The organism is Paraburkholderia sp. BL10I2N1 (assembly GCF_004361815.1).
GTDB lineage: Bacteria > Pseudomonadota > Gammaproteobacteria > Burkholderiales > Burkholderiaceae > Paraburkholderia.
The window spans coordinates 2,590,223-2,615,120 of the sequence record NZ_SNWA01000001.1 but is presented as its reverse complement, the minus strand read 5'-3'; the positions used below and the strand labels follow the sequence as shown (position 1 = coordinate 2,615,120).

Here is a 24,898-nt window from a genome sequence, read left to right as displayed (position 1 = left end):
CCGACATTCTAGTGCGCCATCCCGTTATTGTCCGGTTCGCGCTTCGCGCACATACGTCACGGCGACCAGCCCCAGCGCGCCCAGCATCAACGCCCCCACTGCCAGCCACAGCGCGGGCGAGAACGATCCGGTGTGCGCCGCGATCGGGGCGGCCACGAGCGGGCCGGCGATCTGGCCGATGCCATAGGCCGCGGTCGCATATCCCATCAGTCCGGCAGCATGTTCGCCATGCAGACGACGCGCTTCGCGCATGGCAAACAGCGTGATCGCCGTAAACGGCAGACCAATCAGGATGCTGCCAATCGCAAAGCCGCCCGCCGTCGGCCAGATGATGCCCGAAGCGATTCCGGCCGCCTGCAGCACGTAGCAGCCGGCGAGCAGCGTGCGGTTGTCCCAGTGCAACGGCAGGCGCGCGCCGAGCAGCGCCCCGACGATCAGCGCTGCGCCAAACATCGGCCAGAACAGGTCGGGCCACGCGGAACCAGGCAGTGCAGCGCGAGCGATGACGGGCAGGAAGGTCGCCGTGATGATGTAGCCGAAGCCTGGCACGCCGTAAAGCACGACGAGCCAGAAGGCGTCGGCGCGGTGGATGCGTCTCCGGTGGGGCACCTCAGCGGCGCGTTGGGCCGAGTTAGCGGGCTCGTTGGACCGGACAGGCTGTGCGGCCGACGCTCGACCCGTGGAGTCGGCGTGCAACTGCCCGCTTGCCCCGGTGTGAGGTCCCCGGTGGCCGGTCGCGGGACGAGGCGTGGCCGCGACCTTCGCCTGACGCAACGGAGTCGCCCTGAATGCGCCCCAGACGAGCACCGTCAGAACCGCTGAAATGAGACCGAAGCCGATCCAGCCTGCAGTCGCGCCGAAGCCGCCCGCTGCGCTCACCAGCAGCCCCGTTCCGACGATTCCCAGGCCCGGCCCGGTGTAGATCACCCCGCTCCACGCGTTGGCTCCAAGCTCGGCGAGCCTGCGCAGCCCCCATTGCGAGGCGAAAACGAACGTCCACGCGCTGACCGCACCGCCGACAAAGCGAATGATCGCCCAGAGCCAGAATGAATGCGTGAAGCCCATGGCGAGCGTCAGCACGACAGTGACGGCCAGTCCCGCCCGAACCATCCGCGCCGGGTCGACGCGCAATGCAGCGCAAGCGACGGCGCCGACAAAGTAGCCCGCGTAGTTCGACGAGGCGAGCCACCCGCCCTGCCGGATATCCAGAAAACCACCGTGCAGCATCAACGGCAACAACGGGGTGAACGCGAAGCGCCCGACACCGAGCGCCACAGCCAGGGTCACCATGCAGGCCAGCGCGGCCTGACGGGCTTCGTGAGGTCCAGCGGCGGGTGCAAGCGCACGGGAAACGAGATCGGTCATGAGCGTAGGCGGACGTTTGGAGGACGGCAACGCAATCACCATCCGTTGGCTTCATACTAGCTTGACGTTTCAATCTCTAAAAATGAATTATCACGATTGATACGATCACCTGGAGAGAATCATGGATCTGGCCGCTTTGACCATTTTTCGTGCGGTCGTGCGCGAGAACGGCGTCACGCGCGCCGCAGCGAAGCTGAACCGGGTCCAGTCGAATGTCACGACGCGTATCAAGCAGCTCGAGGAACAGCTCGGCACCGACCTCTTCATCCGCGACGGGCGCCGGCTTGTACTGACGCCCGCCGGCGAGACCTTGCTGCCGTACGCCGAACGGCTGCTTGCGCTCGCTGACGAGGCGCGTCATGCGGTACGCGAAAACCGTCCGAGCGGACGGCTGCGGCTCGGCACGATGGAAAGCGTCGCCGCAAGCCGCCTGCCGGGCCTGCTCGCGCAATATCACCAGCGTTGGCCCGACGTCGCGCTGGAACTGGAAACCGGCACAACCGGACGCCTGGTCGAGCGCGTGCGCGAATTCGAGGTCGACGCCGCCTTAATCGCGATGCCACTCGATCCGGACACGCTGACCGATGTCTTCGAATCCGTCCCGGTATTCCGCGAAGAACTCGTGATGCTCACGCCACGCGGCCACCGGCCGATCCATCAGGCCCGCGACGTCGCGCTATCGACGCTCATTGCATTCGAGCGCGGCTGCGCCTATCGAAGCTACATCGAGAAGTGGTATCTGGAGCACGGCATCCGGCCGGCACGGGTGCTCGAACTCGGTTCGTACCACGCTATCGTCGCCTGCGTGGCAGCCGGTGCGGGCGTTGCGGTGGCGCCGCGCTCGGTGCTGGATCTGCAGCAAAACGTGGACGATATTGCGGTTCACTCGCTCGGCGAACTCGGCACGATCGATACGCTGCTGATCTGGCGCCGCGGGCACTTTTCGTCGGCGTTGAATGCACTGCGGGAGGAATTGCTCGCGGCGAGCAATATGGCCGGAACCGCCCCGGCACAGGGTGGTGAAACGACGATGCAGCCCGCCTGAAACGCAAAAAGCCGCGAGATTTTCGGCTCGCGGCTTTTTGCTTTCGATGGCCGCCGTTTGTTCGGTGGCTCGCTTTGCGCGTCGGATCGGACGCCGCGGCAGATGCCGGGAGCTTACAGCTGTGCTTCGATCCAGCCCTTTACGCCGGCGAGCGCCGCCTGCAGATTCGCCGGTTCCGTGCCGCCGGCCTGCGCCATATCCGGACGACCGCCTCCCTTGCCGCCAACCTGCTGCGCGACGAAGTTCACCAGTTCGCCCGCCTTCACCTTCTTGCTGGCCTCCGGCGTCACACCAGCGATCAGGCTGACCTTGCCGCCTTCGACCGACGCCAGTACGATCGCCGCGCTCTTCAGCTTGTCCTTCAGCTTGTCGACGGTTTCACGCAACGTCTTGACGTCCGCCCCTTCGAGGGTTGCTGCCAACACATGGACGCCCGACACTTCGATCGCCTGACCGGCAAGCTCATTGCCCTGACTCGAAGCGAGCTTCGACTTGAGTGCGCCAAGTTCCTTCTCCAGCGACTTCACCTGATCCTGAACCTGCACGATCCGCTGCGTCAGCTCCGACGGTTGCGCCTTCAGTGCCGCCGCGGCCGCATTGATGCGCATGTCGAGTTCCTGCACGTAGCGCACGGCGTTGTCACCCGTGATGGCTTCCACACGGCGGATCCCCGCCGCCACACCGCCTTCCATCACAATCTTGAACAAACCGATATCACCCGTGCGATGCACGTGCGTACCGCCGCACAGCTCGCGCGAGAAACCGAGGTCGAGGACGCGCACTTCGTCGCCATACTTCTCGCCGAAGAGCGCCATCGCGCCGCCCTTCACTGCTTCGTCGAACGGCATGACGCGCACGATTCCCGGCGCGTTTGCCAGCACTTCGGCGTTGACGATTTCTTCGACGCGACGGATCTGCTCGTCCGTCACCGGTGAGTTGTGCGCAAAGTCGAAGCGGGTTTTGTCCGCGTCGACGAGCGAGCCCTTCTGCTGCACGTGCGAGCCCAGCACGTCGCGCAACGCCTTGTGCATCAGGTGGGTCGCCGAGTGGTTGCGGGCCGTGCGGGCACGGCGCACCGCGTCGATCTCCGCCTTAACGACGTCGCCGACCTTCAGCGTGCCCTGCTCCAGCGTGCCATGGTGGCCAACCACATCGGCCTGCACCTTCAGCGTATCGGCGACGGCGAAACGCACGCTCGCGTTGCCGAGCAGCCCCTGATCGCCGACCTGACCACCCGACTCCGCGTAGAACGGCGTGTGATCCAGCACGACGACTGCCTGCTGGCCCTTCGCCACCTCATTCACCGACGCTCCGTCGACATACAGCGCGACAATCTTCGCGTCATCGAAGACGATCTCTTCGTAGCCGTGGAACGTCGTCCTGGCGCCCGTGTACTCGAGGCCCTGCGCCATCTTGAACTTGCCGGCCGCGCGCGCCTGTTCACGCTGACGCGCCATCGCCTCGTTGAAAGCCGGTTCGTCGACCGTCACGCCGCGCTCGCGGCAGACATCCGCCGTGAGGTCCAGCGGGAAGCCGTAGGTGTCGTGCAGCTTGAATGCGAGTTCGCCGTCGAGCGTCTTGCCGCTGGTTTTGCCACCTGCGGCTTCGAGATCGGCCAGCGCGCCTTCGAGAATCGACATGCCGTGCTCGATCGTCTCGAAGAAGCGTTCCTCTTCCTGGCGCAGCACATTGGTCACGCGTTGCTCGGCGTCCTTCAGTTCCGGATAGGCGCCGCCCATCTGTTCGACCAGATCCGCGACCAGACGATGGAAGAACGCGCCCTTGCGACCGAGCTTGTAGCCGTGGCGGATCGCGCGGCGCACGATCCGGCGCAGCACGTAGCCGCGCCCTTCGTTGCCCGGGATCACGCCGTCGACGATCAGGAACGAGCACGCACGAATATGGTCGGCAATCACCTTCAGCGAGTTGTTCGTGAGATCGGCCACGCCGGATTCACGGCCAGCAGCCTTGATGAGCGCCTGGAACAGGTCGATTTCGTAGTTGCTATGCACATGCTGCAGCACCGCTGCGATCCGCTCGAGGCCCATGCCGGTATCGACGCATTGCTTCGGCAGCGGCGTCATGTTGCCCTGCGCGTCGCGGTTGAACTGCATGAACACCAGATTCCAGATCTCGATGTAACGGTCGCCGTCTTCTTCAGGCGATCCCGGCGGGCCGCCCCACACGTCCGGACCGTGGTCATAGAAGATTTCGGAGCACGGGCCGCAAGGGCCGGTGTCGGCCATCTGCCAGAAATTGTCCGACGCGTAACGTGCGCCCTTGTTGTCGCCGATGCGGATGATGCGCTCGACCGGCACGCCGACTTCCTTCGCCCAGATGTCGTGCGCTTCATCGTCCTCGTGATAGACGGTGACCCAGAGCTTGTCCTTGGGTAGCTGATACACGCCCGTCAGCAGTTCCCACGCGTAGTGAATCGCGTCGCGCTTGAAATAGTCGCCAAACGAGAAGTTGCCGAGCATTTCGAAGAACGTGTGGTGACGCGCCGTGTAGCCGACGTTTTCCAGATCGTTGTGCTTGCCGCCGGCGCGCACGCTGCGCTGCGCGGTAGTAGCCCGTGAGTACGGACGCGATTCTGCGCCGAGGAAAACGTCTTTGAACTGCACCATTCCCGAATTGGTGAAGAGCAGCGTTGGATCGTTGCCGGGCACAAGGCTCGACGAGCGGACGATCGTATGGCCCTTCGATTCGAAGAACTTGAGGAATTTCTCGCGGATTTCGGCGGCTTTCATGGCGTGCTTGGGGGCGGTCCTGGCTGTGTCCGGCGGCATCCTAGGATGCGCCAACTGATTGTTTCTGAACCGCTGATTATACGGGATCAGCGCCCTTGCAGAGCAGCCGGAGCCCGTCTGGAACGAGCATTGGCCATTTGGCCGGGTTTTCCGCGCCGATCCGTCCCTGGCGGCCCTGAGCGGCCTGAGATCCGTCCTATGCCGAGCGGCCGGATGGGCCGGTGCCCGGGAATCGCTTAAGATTCGGGACATCGATACTGTGCCTGCGCGCCTCCGGGCGCGCAGGCTCCAAAGCCCCGCTTCAAGGAGACACGGACACAATATGGGCGCTCTTAGTCATATCCGCGTGCTGGATCTCACCCGCGTACTCGCAGGTCCCTGGTGCGCTCAAACCCTTGCCGACTTCGGCGCGGACGTCATCAAGATCGAACGACCCGAAATCGGCGACGACACCCGCCACTGGGGGCCGCCGTACCTCAAAACGCCCGACGGCGAAGACACTCGCGAGGCCGCGTACTACCTCGCCGCGAACCGCAACAAGCGGTCAGTCACGGTTGATATCGCGACGCCTGAAGGTCAGCAGATCGTTCGCGATCTCGCGGCACAGAGTGACGTCGTGCTGGAAAACTACAAGGTCGGCCAGTTGAAGAAGTATGGGCTCGACTACGAGTCGCTGAAAGTAGTGAAGCCCGACCTCGTCTACTGCTCGGTGACGGGCTTCGGGCAGACTGGCCCTTATGCACAGCGCGCCGGTTACGACTTCATCATCCAGGGCATTGGCGGTTTCATGAGCATCACCGGCGAGCGCGATGCGCTGCCCGGCGGTGGTCCACAAAAGGCCGGCGTCGCTATTGCAGACCTGATGACCGGCATGTACTCCACCGTGGCCGTACTCGCGGCGCTCGCGCACCGCGACCGTACGGGCGAAGGTCAATATATCGACATGGCGCTGCTCGACGTGCAGGTCGCCATGCTGGCGAACATGAACTCCAATTTCCTCGCGAGCGGCAAACCGCCCGTACGGTGGGGTAACGCGCATGCGAACATCGTCCCCTACCAAACCTTCCAGACCAGCGACAGCTGGATCATCGTCGCGGTCGGCAATGACGGGCAGTTCCGCAAGTTTGTCGAAGTGGGAGGACGCGCGGAACTGGCCGACGACGAACGCTTCTCGGCCAATCCGGCGCGCGTGCGCAATCGCGAAACACTGGTACCGCTCCTCGCCGACATGGTCCGGCTGCGCAGCAAGCAGGAATGGATCGTCGCGCTCGAAGCGGCTGGGGTGCCGTGCGGACCGATCAATGACCTTGGCGAAGTGTTCGAGAATGAGCAGGTGGTGGCACGCGGGCTACAGGTCGATCTGCCGCATCCGTCAGGCGGGACTGTCAAGCTGGTGCGTAATCCCGTCAACATGAGTGTGACGCCGCCGCAGGCCGTCACTCATCCGCCGACACTGGGCGAACACACCGACGACATTCTGCGCAGCGTGCTCGGACTGGACGACGCCCGGATTGCGGAGCTGCGGGCGAACTCGGTAATCTGACGCGCCCCGGCCCGACGCGAACACGAAAGCGGCGCGACAGGACAGGCAATGGGCGATGACCTGATGGACGTAACTCGCGATACCGCGACCTCAGATATCGCCCATACCGCCAGGCGCCGGGTCTTCGGGGTTCAGGCGCTCCTGCGCCGTCCCCCGGCGAGCGTTGCCAGCCAGCGCTGTCCTTCGTCCCAGTCGCCGAGGCCACTATCGGAATTGATGTGCCCGCGTGCACCGATCTCGAACCAGCTACTGCCCCAGGCCCTTGCACAGGCCTGTGAAAACGGGACGCTGCCGTAGGCATCGTCGGTGCTCGCCACAACGATCGACGGAAACGGCAGGTGCGCGAGCGGTACCGACGCATAGCCACTCGCGTCCGTCGGGAATTGATCACCCGCCGGATCGGGCACGGCGACAAGCAATGCGCCGGCCACCTTCGCCGCCTGCCCCGGACTCGCATACTGCGCCGCCCAGAACGCCACCGTCAGACAGCCGAGGCTGTGGGCCGCGAACACGATCGGAGCGTCGGCGGCCGCTACCGCATCATCGAGCGTCCGGCACCAGGTGTCGCGCGCCGGGTGATCCCAGTCCGGCATCTGCACGCGCGAATACGTCGGCTGCGACTGCTCCCATAGCGTCTGCCAGTGACCTTCGCCCGAGTTCTGATAGCCCGGCAGCACCAGTACCTTTGCATCCATCTTATTTCCCGTTTTGTCGTGATTAGCGATATACCCGTCCCCCACCCACGCCGCGTGGATCGGCCGCCGGCAACGGCGTAGTGCCATCGACGCGGATCAACTGGACGTCGCCGTTGAACTCCTGTCCTTCGAGCGTATAACCCTTTGCCTGCAACTGCTCCGCCAGTTCGCCCGCAATCGGATGATACGGTTCCCAGTAGATCGTCTTCGGCGGCAGCAATTGGTGATGAAAACGCATCGCGGCCAGCGCATCGGTGGCCGACATGTCGAAATCGTAGAGATTCGTCATCACCTGGAAAATCGACGTGAAAATCCGCGAGCCGCCCGGCGTGCCGATCACGAGCGAAACCTTGCCGTCTTTAAGCAGGATCGTCGGCGTCATCGAAGATAGCGGACGGCGCCCCGGTGCAATCGTGTTGACGTCTCCGCTCGTCACGCCAAACTGGTTCTGCACGCCGGCCTTCGCCTCGAAGTCGTCCATTTCGTCGTTGAGCGCAAAACCCGCGTTATCCACCACCACGCCCGAGCCGAAGGGACCGTTCAACGTGTAGGTGTTGGACACCGCGTTGCCCCATTTGTCGACCACCGAGAAATGCGTCGTTTCGGCACGTTCCGGCATCGAATCGCCAAGGCCCGGCTTGACCGGTGTGGCGCCTGGTACGGCGTCGGGCTTCACTTCGTCGGCGCGACGGGCAAGGTAAGCGTCGGCTATCAGTCTGTCGACCGGCACACGGTACGAATCCGGGTCGCCCATGTACTGCTGCCGGTCGGCGAACACGCGGTCTTCGATCTGCGCGATCAGATTGATATACGGTACCGAGTTAAGCTCGACACCCTCGAATGCAGGCTTCAGATCGGCCTTCATTTTCAACATCTGGATCAGGCCCACGCCGCCGGAACTCGGCGGCGGCGCCGACACGATCTGGTAGCCGTTCCAGTCGGCGGTCACCGGCTGGCGCCAGACTGCCTTGTACTGCTGGAGGTCCGACTTCGACACGAGACCATGGCCGATCATCTGCGACGAGAGCAGGTCGGCGGTCCGGCCTTCATAAAACTCCCGACCGCCGTCGCTTGCGATGCGCGACAGCGTCTGCGCCAGTTCCGGCTGGCGGAATGTGACGCCCGTCTTCAGGTTCGAGAAGTACGCGTTGAAGTTGGTCTTGCCCGCGAAGCGCTTCGCTGCGTAGTCGGCGCGCTGCTGCAGCCAGGGTTCGACGGTGAAACCGTCCGTCGCGTAGTGAATCGCAGGCGCGAGCACCTGTTTCCACTTCAGCTTGCCAAAGCGCTGCTGCGCCTGCCACATGCCGTCGACGGTGCCCGGCACGCCCACCGCACGGTAACCGACGAGGCTCATGTCGGGCACCACGTTGCCCTTGTCGTCGAGATACATGTCGCGCGTGGCGCGTTGCGGCGCGCGTTCGCGATAGTCGAGGAAGTACGGCTTGCCATCGACGTAAAGCGTCATGAAGCCGCCGCCCCCAATATTTCCCGCGTCTGGATAGGTGACGGCGAGCGTGAAGGCGATCGCGACCGCCGCATCGACGGCATTGCCACCCTCGGCGAAGATCTGCTGCGCGGTGTCGGCGCTGTAGCGGTCGGGAACGGCAACCGCCGACGCGTCCAGAACGGCCTTCGGCGGCGGCGCCGTGCGGGCAGCTGCCGGTCCGGCCGGCATGAAACACCCGGCAAGCGCGCCGACGAACGTCGCCGTCGCGACGAAATGGGTCAGGCTGGCAAAAGGCGCGCGGTGCGCATCGTGCGTCGATTGGGACATCCTGGAAGCTCCGTATTAGAGGGCGCCATCTTGCCGAACGGCATATCGTCACGCGAGGTGCCGGATCGGCTGCGCCCCGTCACCCTGACCGCTGACAGGCATACCGGTGGCAGGCAGGGCGAAGGGTTAAGTCTGGGCCAATAGTGCCCGGCGCTGCAAAACACCAAAAAGACAGCGTGGATCCGCGTCGCCCTTCGTTATTCTCATCACCCGGAATACTGCCCCACCATGGCGGCACGCGCTGCGGCGGTGGCATTCTGGACGCCCGGCATCCCCGCAAACAACGCGTTTTACCTCCTGTTGCACGTTGTAACAGCGCCGCACCGAAGTCCTCACTCCGGCCTTCCGCCGCATCAACCCTGGCGCTCGTTGACCGGTCAGGTAGAATTGTCAGATAAGCGGGCGCATCGCGCGTCCCCGACCGACTTTCTCCATCACGCATGAATACCGAACGCAACGACGCGCCTGCGGCATCCAATTTCATCCGCAACATCATCGATGACGACAACCGCTCCGGAAAGTGGGGCCAGCGTGTGGAAACACGCTTCCCGCCTGAGCCGAACGGCTATCTGCACATCGGCCACGCGAAGAGTATCTGTCTGAATTTCGGTATTGCCCGTAGCTACGGCGGCGTGTGCCACCTGCGTTTCGACGATACGAACCCGGAAAAGGAAAGCGTCGAGTACGTCGATTCGATTATCGATGCGGTCAGCTGGCTCGGCTTCGAATGGAAGAAAGACGGCAACGAACACCTCTATTTCGCCAGCGACTACTACGACAAGCTTTACGAATTCGCCGAACTGCTGATCGAGCGCGGCAAGGCGTATGTGGACAGCCAGTCTGCCGAACAGATGCGCGCGACCCGCGGCTCCGCCACCGAGGCGGGTACGCCGTCGCCGTTCCGTGAGCGCACGCCGCAGGAAAACCTCGACCTGTTCCGCCGCATGAAAGCGGGCGAGTTCGAGGAAGGCGAGCACGTGTTGCGCGCGAAGATCGACATGGCGTCGCCGAACTTCAACATGCGCGACCCGGTGATCTACCGGATCCGCTTTGCGCATCACTACCGCACCGGCGACAAGTGGTGCGTGTATCCGATGTACGACTACACGCACTGCATTTCAGACGCGCTCGAAAACATCACGCATTCGCTGTGCACGCTCGAATTCGAGGATCACCGGCCGCTCTACGACTGGATCCTCGATGAACTGGCCCATGCCGGCGTCTTTACGCGTCCGCTGCCGCAACAAATCGAGTTTTCGCGCCTGAACCTGACGTATGCCATCACCAGCAAGCGCAAGCTGCTGCAACTGGTCACCGAAGGCCATGTCGAGGGCTGGGACGACCCGCGCATGCCCACCATCGTCGGAATCCGTCGTCGCGGCTTCACGCCGGAGAGTATCCAGTTGCTGTGCGAGCGCATCGGCGTGACCAAGGTCGATTCGTGGATCGACATGAGCGTGTTCGAAGGCGCGCTGCGCGACGATCTCGACGACAAGGCTCCTCGCATCGCCGCCGTGCTCGATCCGCTGAAGCTGATCATCGACAACTTCCCCGAGGGCACCAGCGAGGAATGCACCGCTCCGGTCCATCCGCATCATCCGGAGCGCGGCCTGCGCACATTCCCGATTTCGCGCGAGCTGTGGATCGAGCGTGAAGACTTCACCGACACGCCTCCGAAGGGCTATTTCCGCCTCTTCCCGGGCAACAAGGTGCGTCTGCGCTATGGCTACGTGATCGAATGCACGGGCGCGGACAAGGACGAGAACGGCAACGTGACCGCCGTCCACTGCAACTACTTCCCGGACAGCCGGTCGGGCACCGAAGGCGCGAACAACTACAAGGTCAAGGGCAACATTCACTGGGTGAGCGCGGCGGGCGCGTGCCCGGCTGAAGTGCGCATTTACGACCGCCTGTTCCGTGAGCCGCAACCCGACGCTGGTGGCCGCGATTTCCTCGAAGCGCTGAATCCGGATTCGAAGCGTGTCGTCAACGCGTACCTCGAGCCCGGCGCGCAGGACGCGATGCCCGAACAGCGTTACCAGTTCGAACGGCACGGCTATTTCGTCGCGGATCGCGTCGATTCGAAGCCGGGCAAGCCCGTCTTCAACCGTATTGTCAGTTTGCGGGACAGTTGGGGCAAGCCGGCGTAAGCTGGAACTTCCCCGCGCCGTCGAACGCCTGATGCGGGACGTGGCGCATGTTCCCGCCGGGGTCATGCGTCGACGTATTCCAGTACGACTCATCGACACAACGCTGCGGCGCCGCAATCATCAGCGCGCCCTTCCCGGAGGAGCAATGAAGTTCGCAGCCCGATCCCGGCTGATCGCATGTGCCGCTGCGGCCACGCTCGCGTGCGGCACCCATGCCGATGAACTCACCGGCACCCTGAAGAAAATCCACGACGAAGGCGTCGTCACGCTTGGCGTGCGCGAGGCATCGGTCCCGTTTGCCTACTCGGACGGCTCGCACACGGTCGGCTATTCGTACACGATCGCGCTGCGCATCGTCGATGAGATCAAGAAGGCGCTCGGTATGCACGATCTCAAGGTACGCGAGATAACGATCAACTCGAGCAACCGCATTCCGATGCTGCTCAACACTCAGATCGACTTCGAATGCGGCTCCACAACGCATACCTTCGAGCGCGAAAGTCAGGTCGCGTTCTCGGACAGCTTTTTCCAGTACGCGGTGCGGATGATCGCGCGCAAGAAGTCGGGGATCACGGACTTTCCGGATCTGGCCGGCAAGGCGGTCGTGACCACCGCGGGCACCTCCGACGAGCGGCTCCTGCGGCGGCTCAATAGCGACAAGCAGCTCAACATGCACATCACGGCGACCAGAGATCACCCGGAAGCATTCGCCGCCGTCCGAGCGGACCGCGCCGTCGCGTTCGTCATGGATGAGCCGCTGTTACACGGCCTGAAGGCGACGGAGCCCCATCCCGAGGACTACGTGATCACCGGCACGCCGCTTGGCTATGAGGCCTACGCGTGCATGTTCCGCAAGGGAGACGCGTCGTTTCGCGACCTCGTCAACGGGGTGATTTCGCATATGCAAACGTCCGGCGAGGCAGAGCGCCTCTACAACGTCTGGTTCACGCAACCAATTCCTCCGCACGCAACGAACCTGAATTTCCCGCTGTCGGCGGAAATGCGTGAACTGTTTGCGCATCCAAACGACAAGGCGCTGGATTGACCGGCTTAACGACTGACCGGCGGCACGATGCCGCAAGCGGGCAGCGCATCGTCCCGCGTATTCACAGCGTGCGATGCAGTTCAGCGAGCGATAGCGTGGTCTGAAAGAGCCGCGTGAGACTGCGGCTTGCGTAGCGCTCGACTTCATCCGGCGCACACCAGCGATAGTCATCCATCTCGGGAATCAGCGTGCCGTCAAAGCGCCGCGGAAACATCGACGTGCAGATGCATTGCGCGAGGTCGATCTCGCCGTCGCCAGCGCGCGCGGCGAATAGATGCAGGTCCTTGTCGCGGCGATAGACGAAGAGGCCCAGATCCTTCAGCCGCTCTGGCGCGAGCGCGATGCCGGTCTCTTCGACCAGTTCGCGCAACGCGGTGATGTACGGCGCCTCCCCCTCTTCGCCATGCCCTTTCGGAATATCCCAGTGTGTGGTTTCGGTGGCGTGCGCGAGCAGCACACGGCCATCGGCGTCGAGCAGCACGACGCCGCAGGAGATCACCCGCGCGCTCACGAACGCACGAGGTCCTGTAACGGCACGCTCGCCAATGCGGCAATGCCAGCTGCCTCAGGCGACGCGTTCATCACCGCTTCTGCAACTTCCACGCACCGCTGCCTTGCCGGCAAAACACCGGGCGCAGGTTCATCGACTGCCCCTTCGCGGACAGCACAACGCCCGTCGAACGGCAGGTGCGATCGCCGTCCTTCGTGGTTTTGTCGAGCGAAATCGTCGCGTCGATCTTCACACTGTTGCCGGTTCCCTCGTTGAGCCAGTTGGTCGTCTCGCCGTCCTGCTTCTCTTCGAGCGCGCGATCGACCGCCTTCTTGATCGAATCCATGTCGCTTTGCCTCATATAGCTGAGCGGCGTGTCGTTGAGAAAGCTCAGATTGGCTGCCTGCGCGCCGCAGGTGGCAACCAGCAGCAGCCCGCCCGCCGTCAGACCGATAAGTGCCTGGTTTCGCATCGACATTGATTGTTTCTCCTTGAAGAGCCGTTCGACCCGCCACACTGCCAGGCTCGTGAGCCGAACCTTAAAAGCATAGCATGCCCTTAAGCGCGCCAGTCCTCGCGGGGGCGAGGGCCGTCAGATCGGAACGCCATTCAACGCGCCGGCGGCTCGTACCCATCTGTCAGTGTATTCAGGAACGCCACCACGTCCTTGATTTCCGCCTCGTTGAGCGCCGGCTGCTCGCCGGGCTTGCGGTCGAACGGCGGCTCCGTGTTCAGGTTTGCCCAGTAGCGCTTCGGCAGATCGTCGAACTTTGCCACCCGGCCCTTCACGACCGGATAAAACTTCTCCGGATTCGTATCGCGCTCGGCATAGAAGCGCACCACCTCGTCGAGTGAGCGATAGATGCCGTTGTGGAAGAAGCGCTTCTTCAGCGCGACGTTGCGCAGTGTCGGCGTACGGAAGATTCCGCAGTATTCGTCGCGCCCCTTCAGGTTGGTCCGTTCAGGACCACATGCGCCGAGATCGAAGAAGTGCGGGTCTCTGTTGACCACCAGCGCGCGATTGCGCGGCACACCTATCGCAATCAGGCCGAAGTCGGTGAACTGGGGAGGCGAGCCGTCTTTGGCGCGCTCACTCAGGTGACAACTCGCGCAATTGCCCTTGCTCTCATCGTTGAAAAGCTGCAGACCGTGCAGTTCGGCGGCCGTCAACTGTGTCTTGCCCGCGAGGAACGCGTCGTATTTGCTCGTGTATGGGTAGAACGTTTCGGGCGTCTGCTCGAACGTCTCAAGCGATTGCAGCACGGCCTTGAAGGTCGCTTCCGGGTCGTCGAAGATGCGCTCGCCGAAGGCTGCGCGAAAAGCGTTCGAATACGGCGCGGCCTTCACCGCCGCCGTCACCTGCCCGGGCGTGCTGCCCATTTCGAAGGTCGACAGGATCGGAATGCGCGCCTGGTCCGAACCTCGGTCGACGCGGCCATCCCACGTCAAACCGCCGGTCGGCCCCGCGTCCACGCTTTCGTCGCCTTCGTCTTCCGAGTCGTGGAAGTGTTCGGTGAAGGCCGGCACCGACTGAAGGTACTTGAGCGTCGGCACTGCACGCATGCCCGGTTGGCGCATGTCGCTGCCGCCCAATTGCACCGCCAGGGAGTTTGCCGGTGTGAATGCATGCTCGGGGCTATGGCACGACGCGCACGAGAGTTTCCCCGAGCCCGACAGTGACGGGTCGAAGAACAGTTGTTTGCCAAGCGCCGTCATCTTGCGGACCGATTCGTAGACTTCGGCACGTGTCTGCCCGCCACGAGTCGCGGCGACCTGCACCACGCTAGCCGATGCAGCGGATGCCCCCGCCACCGCCACCGCCGGCAGCCCAGCCTGCGTACCCGGTTTCGTCACCGCTGAGTTCGCCAGCGTGTCGTCGACCGGACCGCGCGCGTCACAACCGGCGAGCACGAACGACAGCCATGCAACGCCCAGACAGCCCGCGCGCCACGCGCTCGCCGAAACCCGTCCCTTTAGCACCCGCGGCACCCGCGGCACCCGCGCCAGAGCACACAACATATGAGCATTTTCTTGGATGATATTGAAGTGCGCGAGGCTATGTCCCACACATGACAGTCGGATGACATTTTGCATGCATCGATGCAAGCCCGTTTGGGCAATCAGTAAGCCGATACACTATTCTGTCAAATTGTTCTGCGACACTTCGGCCGCTGGCTACGGACGTCAAAATGCGACTTCAAAAGCGCAGCAGATGGACCGCCGCAGCCAGCCATAACGCGAGAGAAAAAACTGATGAACAAGAAACTGATCTGCGCGATGCCTGTCGCTATCGCAGCGGCGATCGGACTATACGCCTGCGCCAGCAGCGAACTGGGGCACCCGGATCTCAGCGCGATCCAGAACGTGGTGGTGATCTACGCGGAAAACCGCAGCTTCGATAATCTCTATGGCCAGTTCCCCGGCGCGAACGGATTGCAGAACGTCACGCCGGCAAGCTCGCAGCAACTCGACCGCGACGGGTCGGTGCTCGCCACGTTGCCCCCTGTCTGGAACGGACTGACGCAGACGGGCGTCACGCCGGTCGTGACCCAGGCGATGACCGCAAATCTGCCGAATTCCGCCTTCGCGATCGACGATCCGCATGGTTTCAACACTCCCCTCACTGCGACCACGCGCGACTTGTGGCACCGGTTCTATGAGAACCAGATGCAGATCGACGGTGGCAAGAATGACAAATTCGCCGCATGGGCCGATTCCGGCGGTCTGGTGATGGGCTACTACAGGTTGAACGCCGACAATTTGCCGCTGTGGAAAGTCGCCCAGCAATACACCCTCGCCGACAACTTTTTCATGGGCGCCTTTGGCGGTTCGTTCCTGAATCACCAGTGGCTGGTCTGTGCATGCACACCGATCTATCCCAATGCGGACAAGAGCGTGGCAGCCCGTTCGATCTCGGCGGTGCAACCGGATGAGGTCACGCTGGCAGTGGCATCGAACTCGCCGCCGTCCTCCGTGAGCGGACCACCGAAGTTCGTCAATTCGGGCAACCTGACTCCCGATTTCTACGCGGTCAACACGATGCAGCCGCCTTATCAGCCGAGCGGCAACAAGGCAGCGCCTGGCGGTGACCTGCGTTTCGCCGATCCGGCGCAAGCCACGACGCTGCCGCCGCAGACACAGCAGAACATCGGCGATCTGCTGAACGATGCCGGCGTGTCGTGGGCGTGGTATGGCGGCGCATGGGGTGCGGCATGGTCCGCATCGCAGAGCCGCACACCTGGTGTGATCTACGGCGCGAGCCTGTCGTCGCCGAACTTCCAGGCGCACCATCAGCCGCTCAATTATTTTGCCGATCTGGCACCGGGCACGGAGAACCGTGCGAAGCATCTGCTCGACGGTGGCGTGGACGGGGCGGAGTTCATCAAGGCCATCGACGCCGGCGCGCTGCCGCAGGTCGCGTTCTACAAGCCGCAAGGCAACCTGAACGAACACGCGGGTTACACGGACGTCGCATCGGGCGACCAGCACATCGCCGATGTGATCGCACACCTGCAAAAGAGCCCGCAGTGGAAGCACACGGTGGTGGTCGTCACGTACGACGAAAACGGCGGCTTCTGGGATCACGTTGCGCCCCCGAAGGGCGACCGCTGGGGCCCGGGCACGCGTGTGCCGGCGCTCATCATTTCACCCTATGCGAAAAAGGGCTACGTCGACCACACCCAGTACGACACGACTTCGATTCTGCGCTTCATCACGCACCGCTACGCACTGCCGACGCTGCCGGGTATTGCTGCGCGCGACAAGGCACTGATGGCAAACGGCGGCAAGCCGATGGGCGACCTGACGAATGCGCTCAACCTGCAGTGACCGGTCACACTGAGTAAGCACAGTCCGCTCGCACCGGACCTTCAGGGCAGCTTCGGCTGCCCCTTTTTTTTGCGTATTCAAGGACGCGAGGTTGTGGGGTGTGGCGTGACGAGTGGCATCTATTTGCTGTGTTCGCCGATTCGGATATCTGTCACCTACCCCCAGAAACACCCTCAAAAATTCTGGCCGTCAATTGGCGACAACCGAGGGCTCTGAAAGCAAAAAACCCCGCAGCACGGAGCGTTGCGGGGTTTTCTTGTAATACACTTTGGCGTAGCCTGGAGCTTGGGTGGCCACGAAATTCATATTGCAGCCGGAGAGGCTTATTGGGTAAAGACCGTTTGCCGGTTCGGCTGATGGTCGGTCTGCTCTACCTGAAGCACGCGTACAACGAAAGCGACGAGTCGGTATGCGGGCGTTGGGCGCAGGACGTCTACTTCCAGTTCTTTTGCGGCGAAGACTACTTTCAGCCCCGCCTGCCATGCGATCCGACCAATCTGGTGCGCTTTCGTCAGGCCCTGGGCGAAGTCGGTGTCAGTTGCTGGCAACGACAATCGCCACCGCGGTGCAGATGAAGGCGGTAACGCCGGCGGAGTTCGAACGGGTGATTGTCGATACCACTGTCCAGGAGAAGGCGATTGCCTATCCGACCGACAGCCGACTGCTTGAAGTGGCACGTGCCCGGCTTGTACAGCTGGCGCAGCATGCCGGTCTGAATCTGAAGCAGACTTACGAACGCGAGGGTAAGCGTTTGCGCCGCCGAGCCGGCAGCTACGCGCATGCCAAACAGTTCAAGCGCCTGCGTCGCGTGCTTAAACGACAGCGCACAGTGCTGGGCCGGTTGTTGCGTGACATGGAACGCAAGCTGTCCGAGGTTGCGGACGAACGGCAGGCGCGGCTACGTGTGTGGTTGGAGCGGGCCTGGCGCATCTGCCGTCAACGTCCCAAGGATAAGAACAAGTTGTACGCCCTGCATGCGCCGGAGGTCGAATGCTTCGGCAAAGGCAAGGCGCGGCAGCCCTACGAGTTCGGCGTCAAGGTCAGCCTGGCAATTACGGAGAAACAAGGACTGATCGTCGGTGCACGTGCGTTCCCGGGCACCCCCAACGACGGCCACACCCTGGCGGAACAGCTCGAGCAGACATCGATCCTGTTGCAGGATGTGCCGGACGCCCCTCGTACGAAGACCGCATTGGTCGATCTCGGGTTTCGCGGCGTCGATACGGACGTTGCGCCGGTATAGGTCGTGCATCGCGGCAAGAGAAGGACGCTGTCGGCACCCCAGCGGCGTTGGCTCAAACGGCGACAGGCCATTGAGCCGATCATCGGTCATGTGAAGCAGGATCACGGCATGCGACGTTGCTGGCTCAAGGGACAAGCCGGCGACGCGCTACATGCCGTACTGTGCGCCGCTGGCTACAACCTGCGCTGGCTGCTGCGTGCCATCGCCCGTCGGGGTATCAAGCCAGTCTTTTTTATTCTTGTGCTCCTGCGTATGTTCGCTGATTTCGCCCTGATGAAGCTGCCTTCATATCCCTCGCATGGCGCGCTTCAATTCACAAAATGAATATTGCAGGAGCGACTAAGTTAATGCCTGTCTAAGATAGCATCGCTCGGAGCGTAGAATTCTCCACCAGTTGGGTTCTTGATGATATGCCAGATTAAACGGCCGTCACTCATTTTTATCTTCGCCTTTCCATTTTTCGCCCCAAAAAATGACGAGAAGCTGACTGTTGCCGATTGCCCGGCAGCGTCAATATCTCCTTCAATATTTGAATTCTCCTCGTCGTCGCAATCTACTCTATTGCCATTTTGCGCTACCGCACAATACTGCCCACGAAGTTTCCGTCCGTGCTGCTTTAGATCAACCGAAAATGTCCGTGAAATCGGCGCATCGCGCCAGTCCCACTCACCATTGAACGAATGGGAAAACGCGCCCACACTGTGGGAAAATACGATAAGCGCGCATCCCAATGGAATACTTTTCAGAATTTTCATACTATTTATCCATTATATCTCAAACACTGATCGACTCTTTTTAACCACCCGTCCAAAAATCTGTAATTCTTGGACGGGTGGCCATCTTTGTCGTATGCAAGTGATGTGTAGTATCGCTTGCGCGCCGCTCCAATTTTCTGCGCCAGCCCCTCTTGATCACCAATAGAATTGATTTGATCTACCAATTCTTTTGACATCTTGTTGTTAGTTGCGACTGGCGTGGAGTAGTCGGAAATCAACAGTTCTTGAATTTTTTTAATGGCCTGACCAGAAGTTATTGTCCAATCGTAGATGTTCAAAGCAGTTTTTTCGTTGACGAATCCACAAAAACCGCGCGGCTCCCAACAGCGTTTTAGATATATCACCTTGGCCTGATCGTCAGTTAGCGCTTTCAGATTAGCTAATGTCGACTCGACGCCGATATCCTCCTTGGCATACGCTTGCCACGCAGGCCAAGCAATTTCTTTATTTGTAGCTCCGCCCGAATCATCTGGATCATTTACAAATCCGCCCTCATTATGCAGAACGATCTTTGATATCTTTTCAAAACGGGCCTTACAATCGCATGTGCCACTATGGGTAAAATTCCCCACCAGCCCGATCGGATGGATATGGAACACATCGGGACTGGACGGGAAGGGCTGGCTGACCTTGCCCTGTACCTCATCCCACCAGGCAAGCTTGCTGATGCGTTCAATTTCGGCGGCGTGATACGGCGACGGCTCGCTACGCGTCACCAGTTGGGCGAACAGTTCCCGATAGCTTTCCTCACTGGCCCATTCGCTGCGATGCCGTGGAATCAGGCGCGACGCGCGAAAACGCAGCCACCTGTTCGCCCCGTGCGACAGGAGTTCGTCGGCGGCTTCCTTTTCGTTACGCGCGGGTGACATGGCACGGTAGACACCCGTCGCCAGCGGCTTGAGTTTGCCCACGTCGGACAGATCGGGCTTGCCTGCGTCCAGGACATAGTCGAGCCAGGCATCCGCCGAGCCAAACAGCGTCGGATTGTTCGCATCGGAATCCGTGAACATCTCGAAATCGCTCCAGTGGCCTGGGGATTCGCGCGTCACCCGGCCAGCAGGGGTCTGCCGGTTGCGCACCCAGCCCGTGATATCCGCGTAGCGGCTGTCCGCGCTGGTGATTTTCCACCAGGGTTCGCCCTTGCCGTGGTTGAAGGGATCGTCATCGACGGAGCCCTTGCAGTCAGCGGGCAGCGCGTCCAGTACGCACTGGCTGTAGACCTGCACAATAGCCGTGCGGGGCGCATTGGCCCCCTCCTGCCTGACCGATGGACCGGCGTACAGTTTCACGCTCCGGTCGATACGCAGGATAGGCCGCTCATTGTGATAGTCCGCTTCTGCTGCCGCCCGGCTGGCTTCGATGTAGGCTGGCAGCGTGCCATCGCAGAACACCTCGATATGCACTATCCGGTTTGGCTGCGCGGGGTCCGCCGTGTGCCAGTATGGCCCCAGGTACCCAATCAGGTCGCCCGCACCGACCTTTACCGGATGGGGTGGAATCACCACGCGGTCAAACGCTGAATCGGGCATGACCTCGCGCACCACGGGGTCGCCGGGCTCGCTGCCCATGAAAATCCAGCCGCCAACGGCCTCGTACGGCCCGACAAACCGGCCGTCCTGCGGGGGGTATGGAGACGGACCCTCGACGGCGCTGACCTGCCCCCAGTCACCGTCGCGGCGCCCGATCGTGGCCCGCGCACCGTGCGGCAGGGTGCACCGAATGGTCCCGTGCTGCCTCGATGCGCGCACCCTCAGCCCTGCGCGGTCCGGCGCGGATGGTTGCCCCTGGCTGGCGGGGTGGGGGCGGTCCTGGGCGTGCGCCGTTACCTCGACCTGCGTACTCCAGTAGCCGGGGCGCGGCTGGGACGGCTCGCACTCGTAATCCGCGAAGCCCTGAAGGTGCATGTAGAGGCTGAAGCAAGACAGCCGGTTTCCGGCGGGATATTCGAGCGTATGGCGCACCAGTGCAAAGCTGGTGCTGTACGGCACGTTCAGTTCCGGCTGTCCGCCGCTTGCCGGAATCCTGCTCGTGGGGCTGATACGATCAAGCCGGTAGGCAGTGACCTCGCCATCGGCCAGGCAGCGCACGCCGTATTTCAGGTCCAGCATCGGACCAGCGCCTTCCGCTGACACATGAATGCCGCCATGCCACAGGCCGGACGGACTCGCGGCAAAGTTTCCGCCCGGCTCGTTCATCAGCCAGGCATGAAACAGGTGTTCATCGATGATGGTCTTGCCCTTTGCGTCGCGAAACGGAAAGGCGAACCGCAATGGTTTCGGCGTTGTACTGGTCGGCTGCGGTGTCCGCGGGTTATTCGAGGCGGGGCTGCTCGTCATGGATTCGGTGCGCTCCTGGGTGAATAGGGACGCACCACGCTATGACGACCAGACGATCAGCGTCAATTGGCCAATGTCTGAATTTGTGCAAGCAATTGTCAATGATTGGCTCGCTCACGGTGGCGCTCCTGGCGGCGAACTCAGTCGTGCTCTACTGTCATGCCTGTATCGGGTCGATTTCCGTCAGCAGTGCGCCGACGTTCTTCGTCGCGTCCTGTGCGTGTTGTGAAAACGCCGCGTCGCGGCTCAGGTAATCGGCGCCCGCAAGCTGTTGCGGGTGCGTCAGCGTGATGCGCACTTCGTCAATTGGCGACAACCGAGGGCTCTGAAAGCAAAAAACCCCGCAGCACGGAGCGTTGCGGGGTTTTGTTGTAAAACACTTTGGCGTAGCCTGGAGCTTGGGTGGCCCCCCCACGAGGAATCGAACCTCGATTTCAGGTTTAGAAGACCCGTGTTCTATCCGTTGAACTATGGGGAGACTAAGACCGGACTTGACTGCTCGATGTGGCATGAGTTGAGGCGCTAATTGCCGCCCCTACAGCCGCATCCGGAGCCAAGTCATAAATTATACCGTATCACCGCGGACCGCCGTCCCCGCCGGCCGATACGGCAAGCATGGCTCACACCGGTTGCGGATGCAGCAGGAACCAGCCGAGAAATAGCGCGCCCGCGATGGCACAGTAGATACCGAACGACGCCAGACGGCCGCGTCCCTCGAAATAACGCATCAGGAAGCGCACGCTCAGATACGCGGCGATGGCCGTCAGCACGCCGCCCAGCAGCGCGTCGGCGAGCTGGTCCGGTGCATGAAAGAGCTTTGGCACTTCCAGCAGGCCAGCCGCGAAAATGATTGGTGTGCCCAGCAGAAACGCGAACTCGGCGGCCTTTTCAGCGGTGAGACCGGCTGCATTTCCGGCAATCATCGTAAGACCGCTGCGCGAGAAACCGGGAATCAGTGCCCCGACCTGTGCGAGTCCGACCAGAAACGCCTGCCTGAACGTGAGCTTTTCCGGCGCGCGATGCGCACGCGCGCGCTGCAGACGGTCACCGAACCACAGCAGCACGCCGTTGATGATCAGCGCAATCGCGACAATCCGCAGATCATGGAACACGCGCTCGAGCCGCTTCTCCAGCAGGAGGCCGACGAGACCCGCCGGGATCGTGCCGATGATGAGCGCCCACATCATGTGGCCATCGTCGTTGCTGCGACCGCGCAGCGCAGCGACGAACCCGCCGATCAACGCGATCCAGCGCTTGCGGAAATACCATAGCAACGCGAATGCCGTGCCCAGGTGCAGCGCGACGAGAAACGGCAGCAGTTGAGGAGCGTGCTTGTCGATGTGCATGCCAAACAGCGCCGGCACGAGCAGCGTGTGACCAAGGCTGCTGACCGGGAACAGTTCAGTGACACCCTGCAACACACTCAGAAATATCAGAAACCACAGATTCACTTGGGGGTCCTCTCAATAGGTGAACTATGCGTTGGACGACACGCCCAAACGCGAGGGAGCCGCCCGATTATGCCTGGCGACCATGGGACCGCCAAGGGTTTTCCCCACATATCGAAGAAAATTTGCCGCACTGCGTCACAACCTGAAACACACGTAACACTAATTAAAGAAAAAGCCCGCCAGAAGGCGGGCCTTGGGGATCATGCGGCGGATGCTACGCAGTCCACCCCGGTGCGGTCGCTCGACCTCAACGCGGGACTTTGTACAGGAAATAGATGGTGCTGCCCGTGAACATGCCGAACAGGGTGACACCCATTATCATGGCGAGATCCATCAGATTCCCTCCGTTCGAAATTTCAGGCACCGGGCAATCCACCCGGCTCTTGAACGGATTATCGGGAAGCTTGTCTGTGCGGTCACGCCCGCAATTTCCCGAGAAAGGGTTTCCCCGTAGACCAAAGCAGCGCAAAATCGCCCACTTGCCGCACGCGACGTCGGCCGGTGTTTTCCCGTCCGCCGCCCGCCCAAACCGTCGTTTAAATCATTGCCAGCCTGAACGCCTGCCATGCCTACATTCCAGAACCAGGACATTCTCGAAATCGCACAGGGCACTGCCCTGCTCCGCATTGCGCCGCAAGCCGGCGGCCGGCTGCTGTCGTGGCACATCGACGGCCAGCCGGTCATCTACTGGCCCGATCAGGCCGACTGGAGCCAGCCAGCAAGAATCCGCGGCGGCAATCCGTTGCTGTTTCCCTTTTTGGCCCGGCATCGGGTAGATGGGCAGATCGGCCGATGGCGCGATAGCGCCGGCGTCGTGCGCGATCTGCCGATGCATGGTTTTGCGCGCGATCTGCCGTTTGCGGCCAGCGTCGACGCCCAGGGCGCGGGCGTCACGATGACGCTGTCAGACAGCGACGCGACCCGCGCCGCTTACCCATTCGGCTTCCGCTTCGACGCAACTTACCGCCTCGCCGACGCCCACACGCTCGACGTCGACCTGACCACCACCAACACCGGCGACGCACCCCTTCCGTACTATGCCGGTCATCACTTCTACTTCGCGCTGCCGCACACGCAGCGAGGCGAGACCGCGCTCGAACTACCGCCGACGCAACGCCGTCGTCAGGAAGCCGACGGCTCGATCAGTCCCGCCGAGCCGGGCGAATCGCGCTGCACCCTCGACGATCCGCACATCATGGACCGCTTCCACTGCCTCCAGGGCACACCGACCCAGCCGGTGCGACTCATCGCGCCGGGCCTCGGCCGCACGATCACGATCGACCTGCAGCGGCCGGGCTCGATTCCCTGGTATGCGGTAACGACGTGGACCGAAGCGCCGGAATCGGACTTCTATTGCGTCGAGCCGTGGCTCGGCCTGCCTGACGCGATCCATAACGGACTCGGGCTGCGCTGGCTTGCGCCCGGCGCGACCGAAACGGCGTCGCTGCGCATCGCCGTGGCCGGTTCGAATTGATTCGCGCGCGGTCGCGTCTTGCCAGGCAACGCAGCCGCATTTCATATGATGCAATTCAGACACGTTAGAATCAGTCGTTTTGCCACTGCCGCCCGAACAGGATCGCGAGAACGCGTGACCGGCGCGCGGCGGAGTTTGCGAGGTTCAATGTTGGGAACAAAAATCAGACGGCTTGCCTGCGTTTCGTTGATCGCAGCGCTCGCCGCATGTGGGGCGGCCCCGGTGGGGCCGGGGTTCTATCGCGTCGAGCGGGGCGACACGCTGTCGAAGATCGCCCGCAGCAATCGCACATCGGCACAGAACATCGCTCGCTGGAACAACCTGAGCAATCCGATCGAGGTCGGTCAGGTGCTGCGTGTCGCGCCGCCGGCCAATGCTGCAACGGCGAGCAGCGCCGAAGCCCGCACAGGCTCGGGCCCGACGGCTGGCTCGAGGAGCGCGCCGCCTGAAACGGCTTCGTCATCAGCAGCGCCGGCGTCGTCCATTTCACTGGTATGGCCGGCGCCGGGCAACATCGTGCGGACCTTCGACGGCAAGAACTCGAAGGGGATCGACATCGCCAACGCGCCGGGCACGCCGGTCGTGGCTGCGGCGACGGGCTCGGTGGTCTATGCCGGCAACGGACTGCGCGGCTACGGAAACCTGCTGATCATCAAGCACGACAGCGAGTATCTGACGGCCTATGCACACAACCGGGAGCTTTTCGTCAAGGAAGGCCAGAAGGTTTCGCAGGGACAGAAAATCGCGGAAATGGGCGACAGCGACAACGATCGGGTGATGCTTCATTTCGAGTTGCGCTATCAGGGCCGCTCGATCGATCCATCGCGCGCACTGCCGCCTCGCTGAGCCTGGGGTGCCTCGCGGGTCGCTCAGGCTCAGCGGCGTTGCTGGCGGGGAACCCTGCCCACCTGGAAGCGATCCATTTGAGATATG

18 protein-coding genes, 1 tRNA gene and 1 pseudogene are annotated in these 24,898 nt (G+C 62.3%); 8 read left to right on the top strand and 12 right to left on the bottom strand.

Going from position 1 to position 24,898, the window contains the following annotated elements; all coding sequences use genetic code 11:
• Positions 1-24: 24 nt before the first annotated feature.
• On the bottom strand, positions 25-1,365 hold the full coding sequence (locus B0G77_RS12300; RefSeq protein WP_243750977.1) for a YbfB/YjiJ family MFS transporter: 1,341 nt from the start codon (positions 1,363-1,365) through the stop codon (positions 25-27).
• A 121-nt stretch (positions 1,366-1,486) separates the two neighbouring features.
• Here B0G77_RS12300 and B0G77_RS12295 point away from each other — a divergent pair, with 121 nt between their 5' ends.
• Complete coding sequence (locus B0G77_RS12295) at positions 1,487-2,410, top strand: LysR family transcriptional regulator (protein WP_133662377.1); 924 nt, start codon at positions 1,487-1,489, stop codon at positions 2,408-2,410.
• A gap of 113 nt (positions 2,411-2,523) precedes the next feature.
• Here B0G77_RS12295 and alaS read toward each other — a convergent pair whose 3' ends face one another.
• Positions 2,524-5,160, bottom strand: coding sequence for an alanine--tRNA ligase (gene alaS, locus B0G77_RS12290; protein ID WP_133662376.1), 2,637 nt, complete (start codon positions 5,158-5,160; stop codon positions 2,524-2,526).
• Between the two features lie 322 nt (positions 5,161-5,482).
• Here alaS and B0G77_RS12285 point away from each other — a divergent pair, with 322 nt between their 5' ends.
• Complete coding sequence (locus B0G77_RS12285; RefSeq protein WP_133662375.1) at positions 5,483-6,703, top strand: CaiB/BaiF CoA-transferase family protein; 1,221 nt, start codon at positions 5,483-5,485, stop codon at positions 6,701-6,703.
• 131 nt (positions 6,704-6,834) lie between these two features.
• On the opposite strand, the gene B0G77_RS12280 is transcribed toward B0G77_RS12285, so the two are convergent.
• A complete protein-coding gene (locus B0G77_RS12280; RefSeq protein WP_133662374.1) occupies positions 6,835-7,398 on the bottom strand; it encodes an alpha/beta hydrolase in 564 nt (187 codons plus the stop codon).
• Between the two features lie 22 nt (positions 7,399-7,420).
• On the bottom strand, positions 7,421-9,172 hold the full coding sequence (gene ggt, locus B0G77_RS12275) for a gamma-glutamyltransferase (protein ID WP_133662373.1): 1,752 nt from the start codon (positions 9,170-9,172) through the stop codon (positions 7,421-7,423).
• A gap of 440 nt (positions 9,173-9,612) precedes the next feature.
• On the opposite strand from ggt, the gene B0G77_RS12270 reads away from it, so the two are divergent.
• Entirely contained in the window at positions 9,613-11,322 is a 1,710-nt protein-coding gene (locus B0G77_RS12270; protein WP_133662372.1) for a glutamine--tRNA ligase/YqeY domain fusion protein, read from the top strand.
• Between the two features lie 145 nt (positions 11,323-11,467).
• On the top strand, positions 11,468-12,367 hold the full coding sequence (locus B0G77_RS12265; protein ID WP_133662371.1) for a transporter substrate-binding domain-containing protein: 900 nt from the start codon (positions 11,468-11,470) through the stop codon (positions 12,365-12,367).
• A 61-nt stretch (positions 12,368-12,428) separates the two neighbouring features.
• Here B0G77_RS12265 and B0G77_RS12260 read toward each other — a convergent pair whose 3' ends face one another.
• The 3 genes from B0G77_RS12260 to B0G77_RS12250 form a co-directional block, all read right to left on the bottom strand.
• Positions 12,429-12,878 (bottom strand): NUDIX hydrolase, encoded by a 450-nt coding sequence (locus B0G77_RS12260; RefSeq protein WP_133662370.1) that lies wholly within the window; start codon positions 12,876-12,878, stop codon positions 12,429-12,431.
• 70 nt (positions 12,879-12,948) lie between these two features.
• The gene (locus B0G77_RS12255) at positions 12,949-13,335 is read right to left on the bottom strand and encodes an RT0821/Lpp0805 family surface protein (RefSeq protein WP_133662369.1); all 387 of its coding nucleotides are present in this window, start codon (positions 13,333-13,335) and stop codon (positions 12,949-12,951) included.
• Between the two features lie 131 nt (positions 13,336-13,466).
• On the bottom strand, positions 13,467-14,876 hold the full coding sequence (locus B0G77_RS12250; RefSeq protein WP_133662368.1) for a cytochrome c peroxidase: 1,410 nt from the start codon (positions 14,874-14,876) through the stop codon (positions 13,467-13,469).
• A 234-nt stretch (positions 14,877-15,110) separates the two neighbouring features.
• On the opposite strand from B0G77_RS12250, the gene B0G77_RS12245 reads away from it, so the two are divergent.
• The gene (locus tag B0G77_RS12245) at positions 15,111-16,685 is read left to right on the top strand and encodes an acid phosphatase (protein ID WP_133662367.1); all 1,575 of its coding nucleotides are present in this window, start codon (positions 15,111-15,113) and stop codon (positions 16,683-16,685) included.
• A 329-nt stretch (positions 16,686-17,014) separates the two neighbouring features.
• A pseudogene (locus B0G77_RS12240) lies at positions 17,015-18,252 on the top strand (IS5 family transposase); the annotation flags it as partial.
• A gap of 20 nt (positions 18,253-18,272) precedes the next feature.
• Here the strand turns inward: B0G77_RS12240 and B0G77_RS12235 are convergent.
• The 5 genes from B0G77_RS12235 to B0G77_RS12220 form a co-directional block, all read right to left on the bottom strand.
• The gene (locus B0G77_RS12235; protein WP_133662366.1) at positions 18,273-18,683 is read right to left on the bottom strand and encodes a hypothetical protein; all 411 of its coding nucleotides are present in this window, start codon (positions 18,681-18,683) and stop codon (positions 18,273-18,275) included.
• Positions 18,684-18,688: 5 nt separating this feature from the next.
• Positions 18,689-21,040 carry a glycosyl hydrolase 108 family protein gene (locus B0G77_RS12230; RefSeq protein WP_133662365.1) on the bottom strand — a complete coding sequence of 784 codons (2,352 nt, stop codon included), beginning with the start codon at positions 21,038-21,040 and terminating at the stop codon, positions 18,689-18,691.
• Positions 21,041-21,197: 157 nt separating this feature from the next.
• On the bottom strand, positions 21,198-21,356 hold the full coding sequence (locus B0G77_RS43180; RefSeq protein ID WP_166656087.1) for a hypothetical protein: 159 nt from the start codon (positions 21,354-21,356) through the stop codon (positions 21,198-21,200).
• A gap of 87 nt (positions 21,357-21,443) precedes the next feature.
• Positions 21,444-21,518 (bottom strand) — tRNA-Arg (locus B0G77_RS12225).
• A gap of 142 nt (positions 21,519-21,660) precedes the next feature.
• The gene (locus B0G77_RS12220; protein WP_133662364.1) at positions 21,661-22,491 is read right to left on the bottom strand and encodes an undecaprenyl-diphosphate phosphatase; all 831 of its coding nucleotides are present in this window, start codon (positions 22,489-22,491) and stop codon (positions 21,661-21,663) included.
• 565 nt (positions 22,492-23,056) lie between these two features.
• On the opposite strand from B0G77_RS12220, the gene B0G77_RS12210 reads away from it, so the two are divergent.
• Both B0G77_RS12210 and B0G77_RS12205 read left to right on the top strand, forming a co-directional pair.
• The gene (locus tag B0G77_RS12210; RefSeq protein ID WP_133662362.1) at positions 23,057-23,965 is read left to right on the top strand and encodes an aldose epimerase; all 909 of its coding nucleotides are present in this window, start codon (positions 23,057-23,059) and stop codon (positions 23,963-23,965) included.
• Positions 23,966-24,112: 147 nt separating this feature from the next.
• Positions 24,113-24,811, top strand: coding sequence for a peptidoglycan DD-metalloendopeptidase family protein (locus B0G77_RS12205; protein ID WP_133662361.1), 699 nt, complete (start codon positions 24,113-24,115; stop codon positions 24,809-24,811).
• Positions 24,812-24,898 lie beyond the last annotated feature (87 nt).

Coding starts and splice junctions, on each gene's coding strand:
- B0G77_RS12300 (WP_243750977.1), bottom strand. CDS start 1,365: ATGACCGATCTCGTTTCCCGTGCGCTTGCACCCGCCGCTGGACCTCAC.
- B0G77_RS12295 (WP_133662377.1), top strand. CDS start 1,487: ATGGATCTGGCCGCTTTGACCATTTTTCGTGCGGTCGTGCGCGAGAAC.
- alaS (WP_133662376.1), bottom strand. CDS start 5,160: ATGAAAGCCGCCGAAATCCGCGAGAAATTCCTCAAGTTCTTCGAATCG.
- B0G77_RS12285 (WP_133662375.1), top strand. CDS start 5,483: ATGGGCGCTCTTAGTCATATCCGCGTGCTGGATCTCACCCGCGTACTC.
- B0G77_RS12280 (WP_133662374.1), bottom strand. CDS start 7,398: ATGGATGCAAAGGTACTGGTGCTGCCGGGCTATCAGAACTCGGGCGAA.
- ggt (WP_133662373.1), bottom strand. CDS start 9,172: ATGTCCCAATCGACGCACGATGCGCACCGCGCGCCTTTTGCCAGCCTG.
- B0G77_RS12270 (WP_133662372.1), top strand. CDS start 9,613: ATGAATACCGAACGCAACGACGCGCCTGCGGCATCCAATTTCATCCGC.
- B0G77_RS12265 (WP_133662371.1), top strand. CDS start 11,468: ATGAAGTTCGCAGCCCGATCCCGGCTGATCGCATGTGCCGCTGCGGCC.
- B0G77_RS12255 (WP_133662369.1), bottom strand. CDS start 13,335: ATGTCGATGCGAAACCAGGCACTTATCGGTCTGACGGCGGGCGGGCTG.
- B0G77_RS12250 (WP_133662368.1), bottom strand. CDS start 14,876: ATGTTGTGTGCTCTGGCGCGGGTGCCGCGGGTGCCGCGGGTGCTAAAG.
- B0G77_RS12245 (WP_133662367.1), top strand. CDS start 15,111: ATGAACAAGAAACTGATCTGCGCGATGCCTGTCGCTATCGCAGCGGCG.
- B0G77_RS12235 (WP_133662366.1), bottom strand. CDS start 18,683: ATGAAAATTCTGAAAAGTATTCCATTGGGATGCGCGCTTATCGTATTT.
- B0G77_RS12230 (WP_133662365.1), bottom strand. CDS start 21,040: ATGACGAGCAGCCCCGCCTCGAATAACCCGCGGACACCGCAGCCGACC.
- B0G77_RS12210 (WP_133662362.1), top strand. CDS start 23,057: ATGCCTACATTCCAGAACCAGGACATTCTCGAAATCGCACAGGGCACT.
- B0G77_RS12205 (WP_133662361.1), top strand. CDS start 24,113: ATGTTGGGAACAAAAATCAGACGGCTTGCCTGCGTTTCGTTGATCGCA.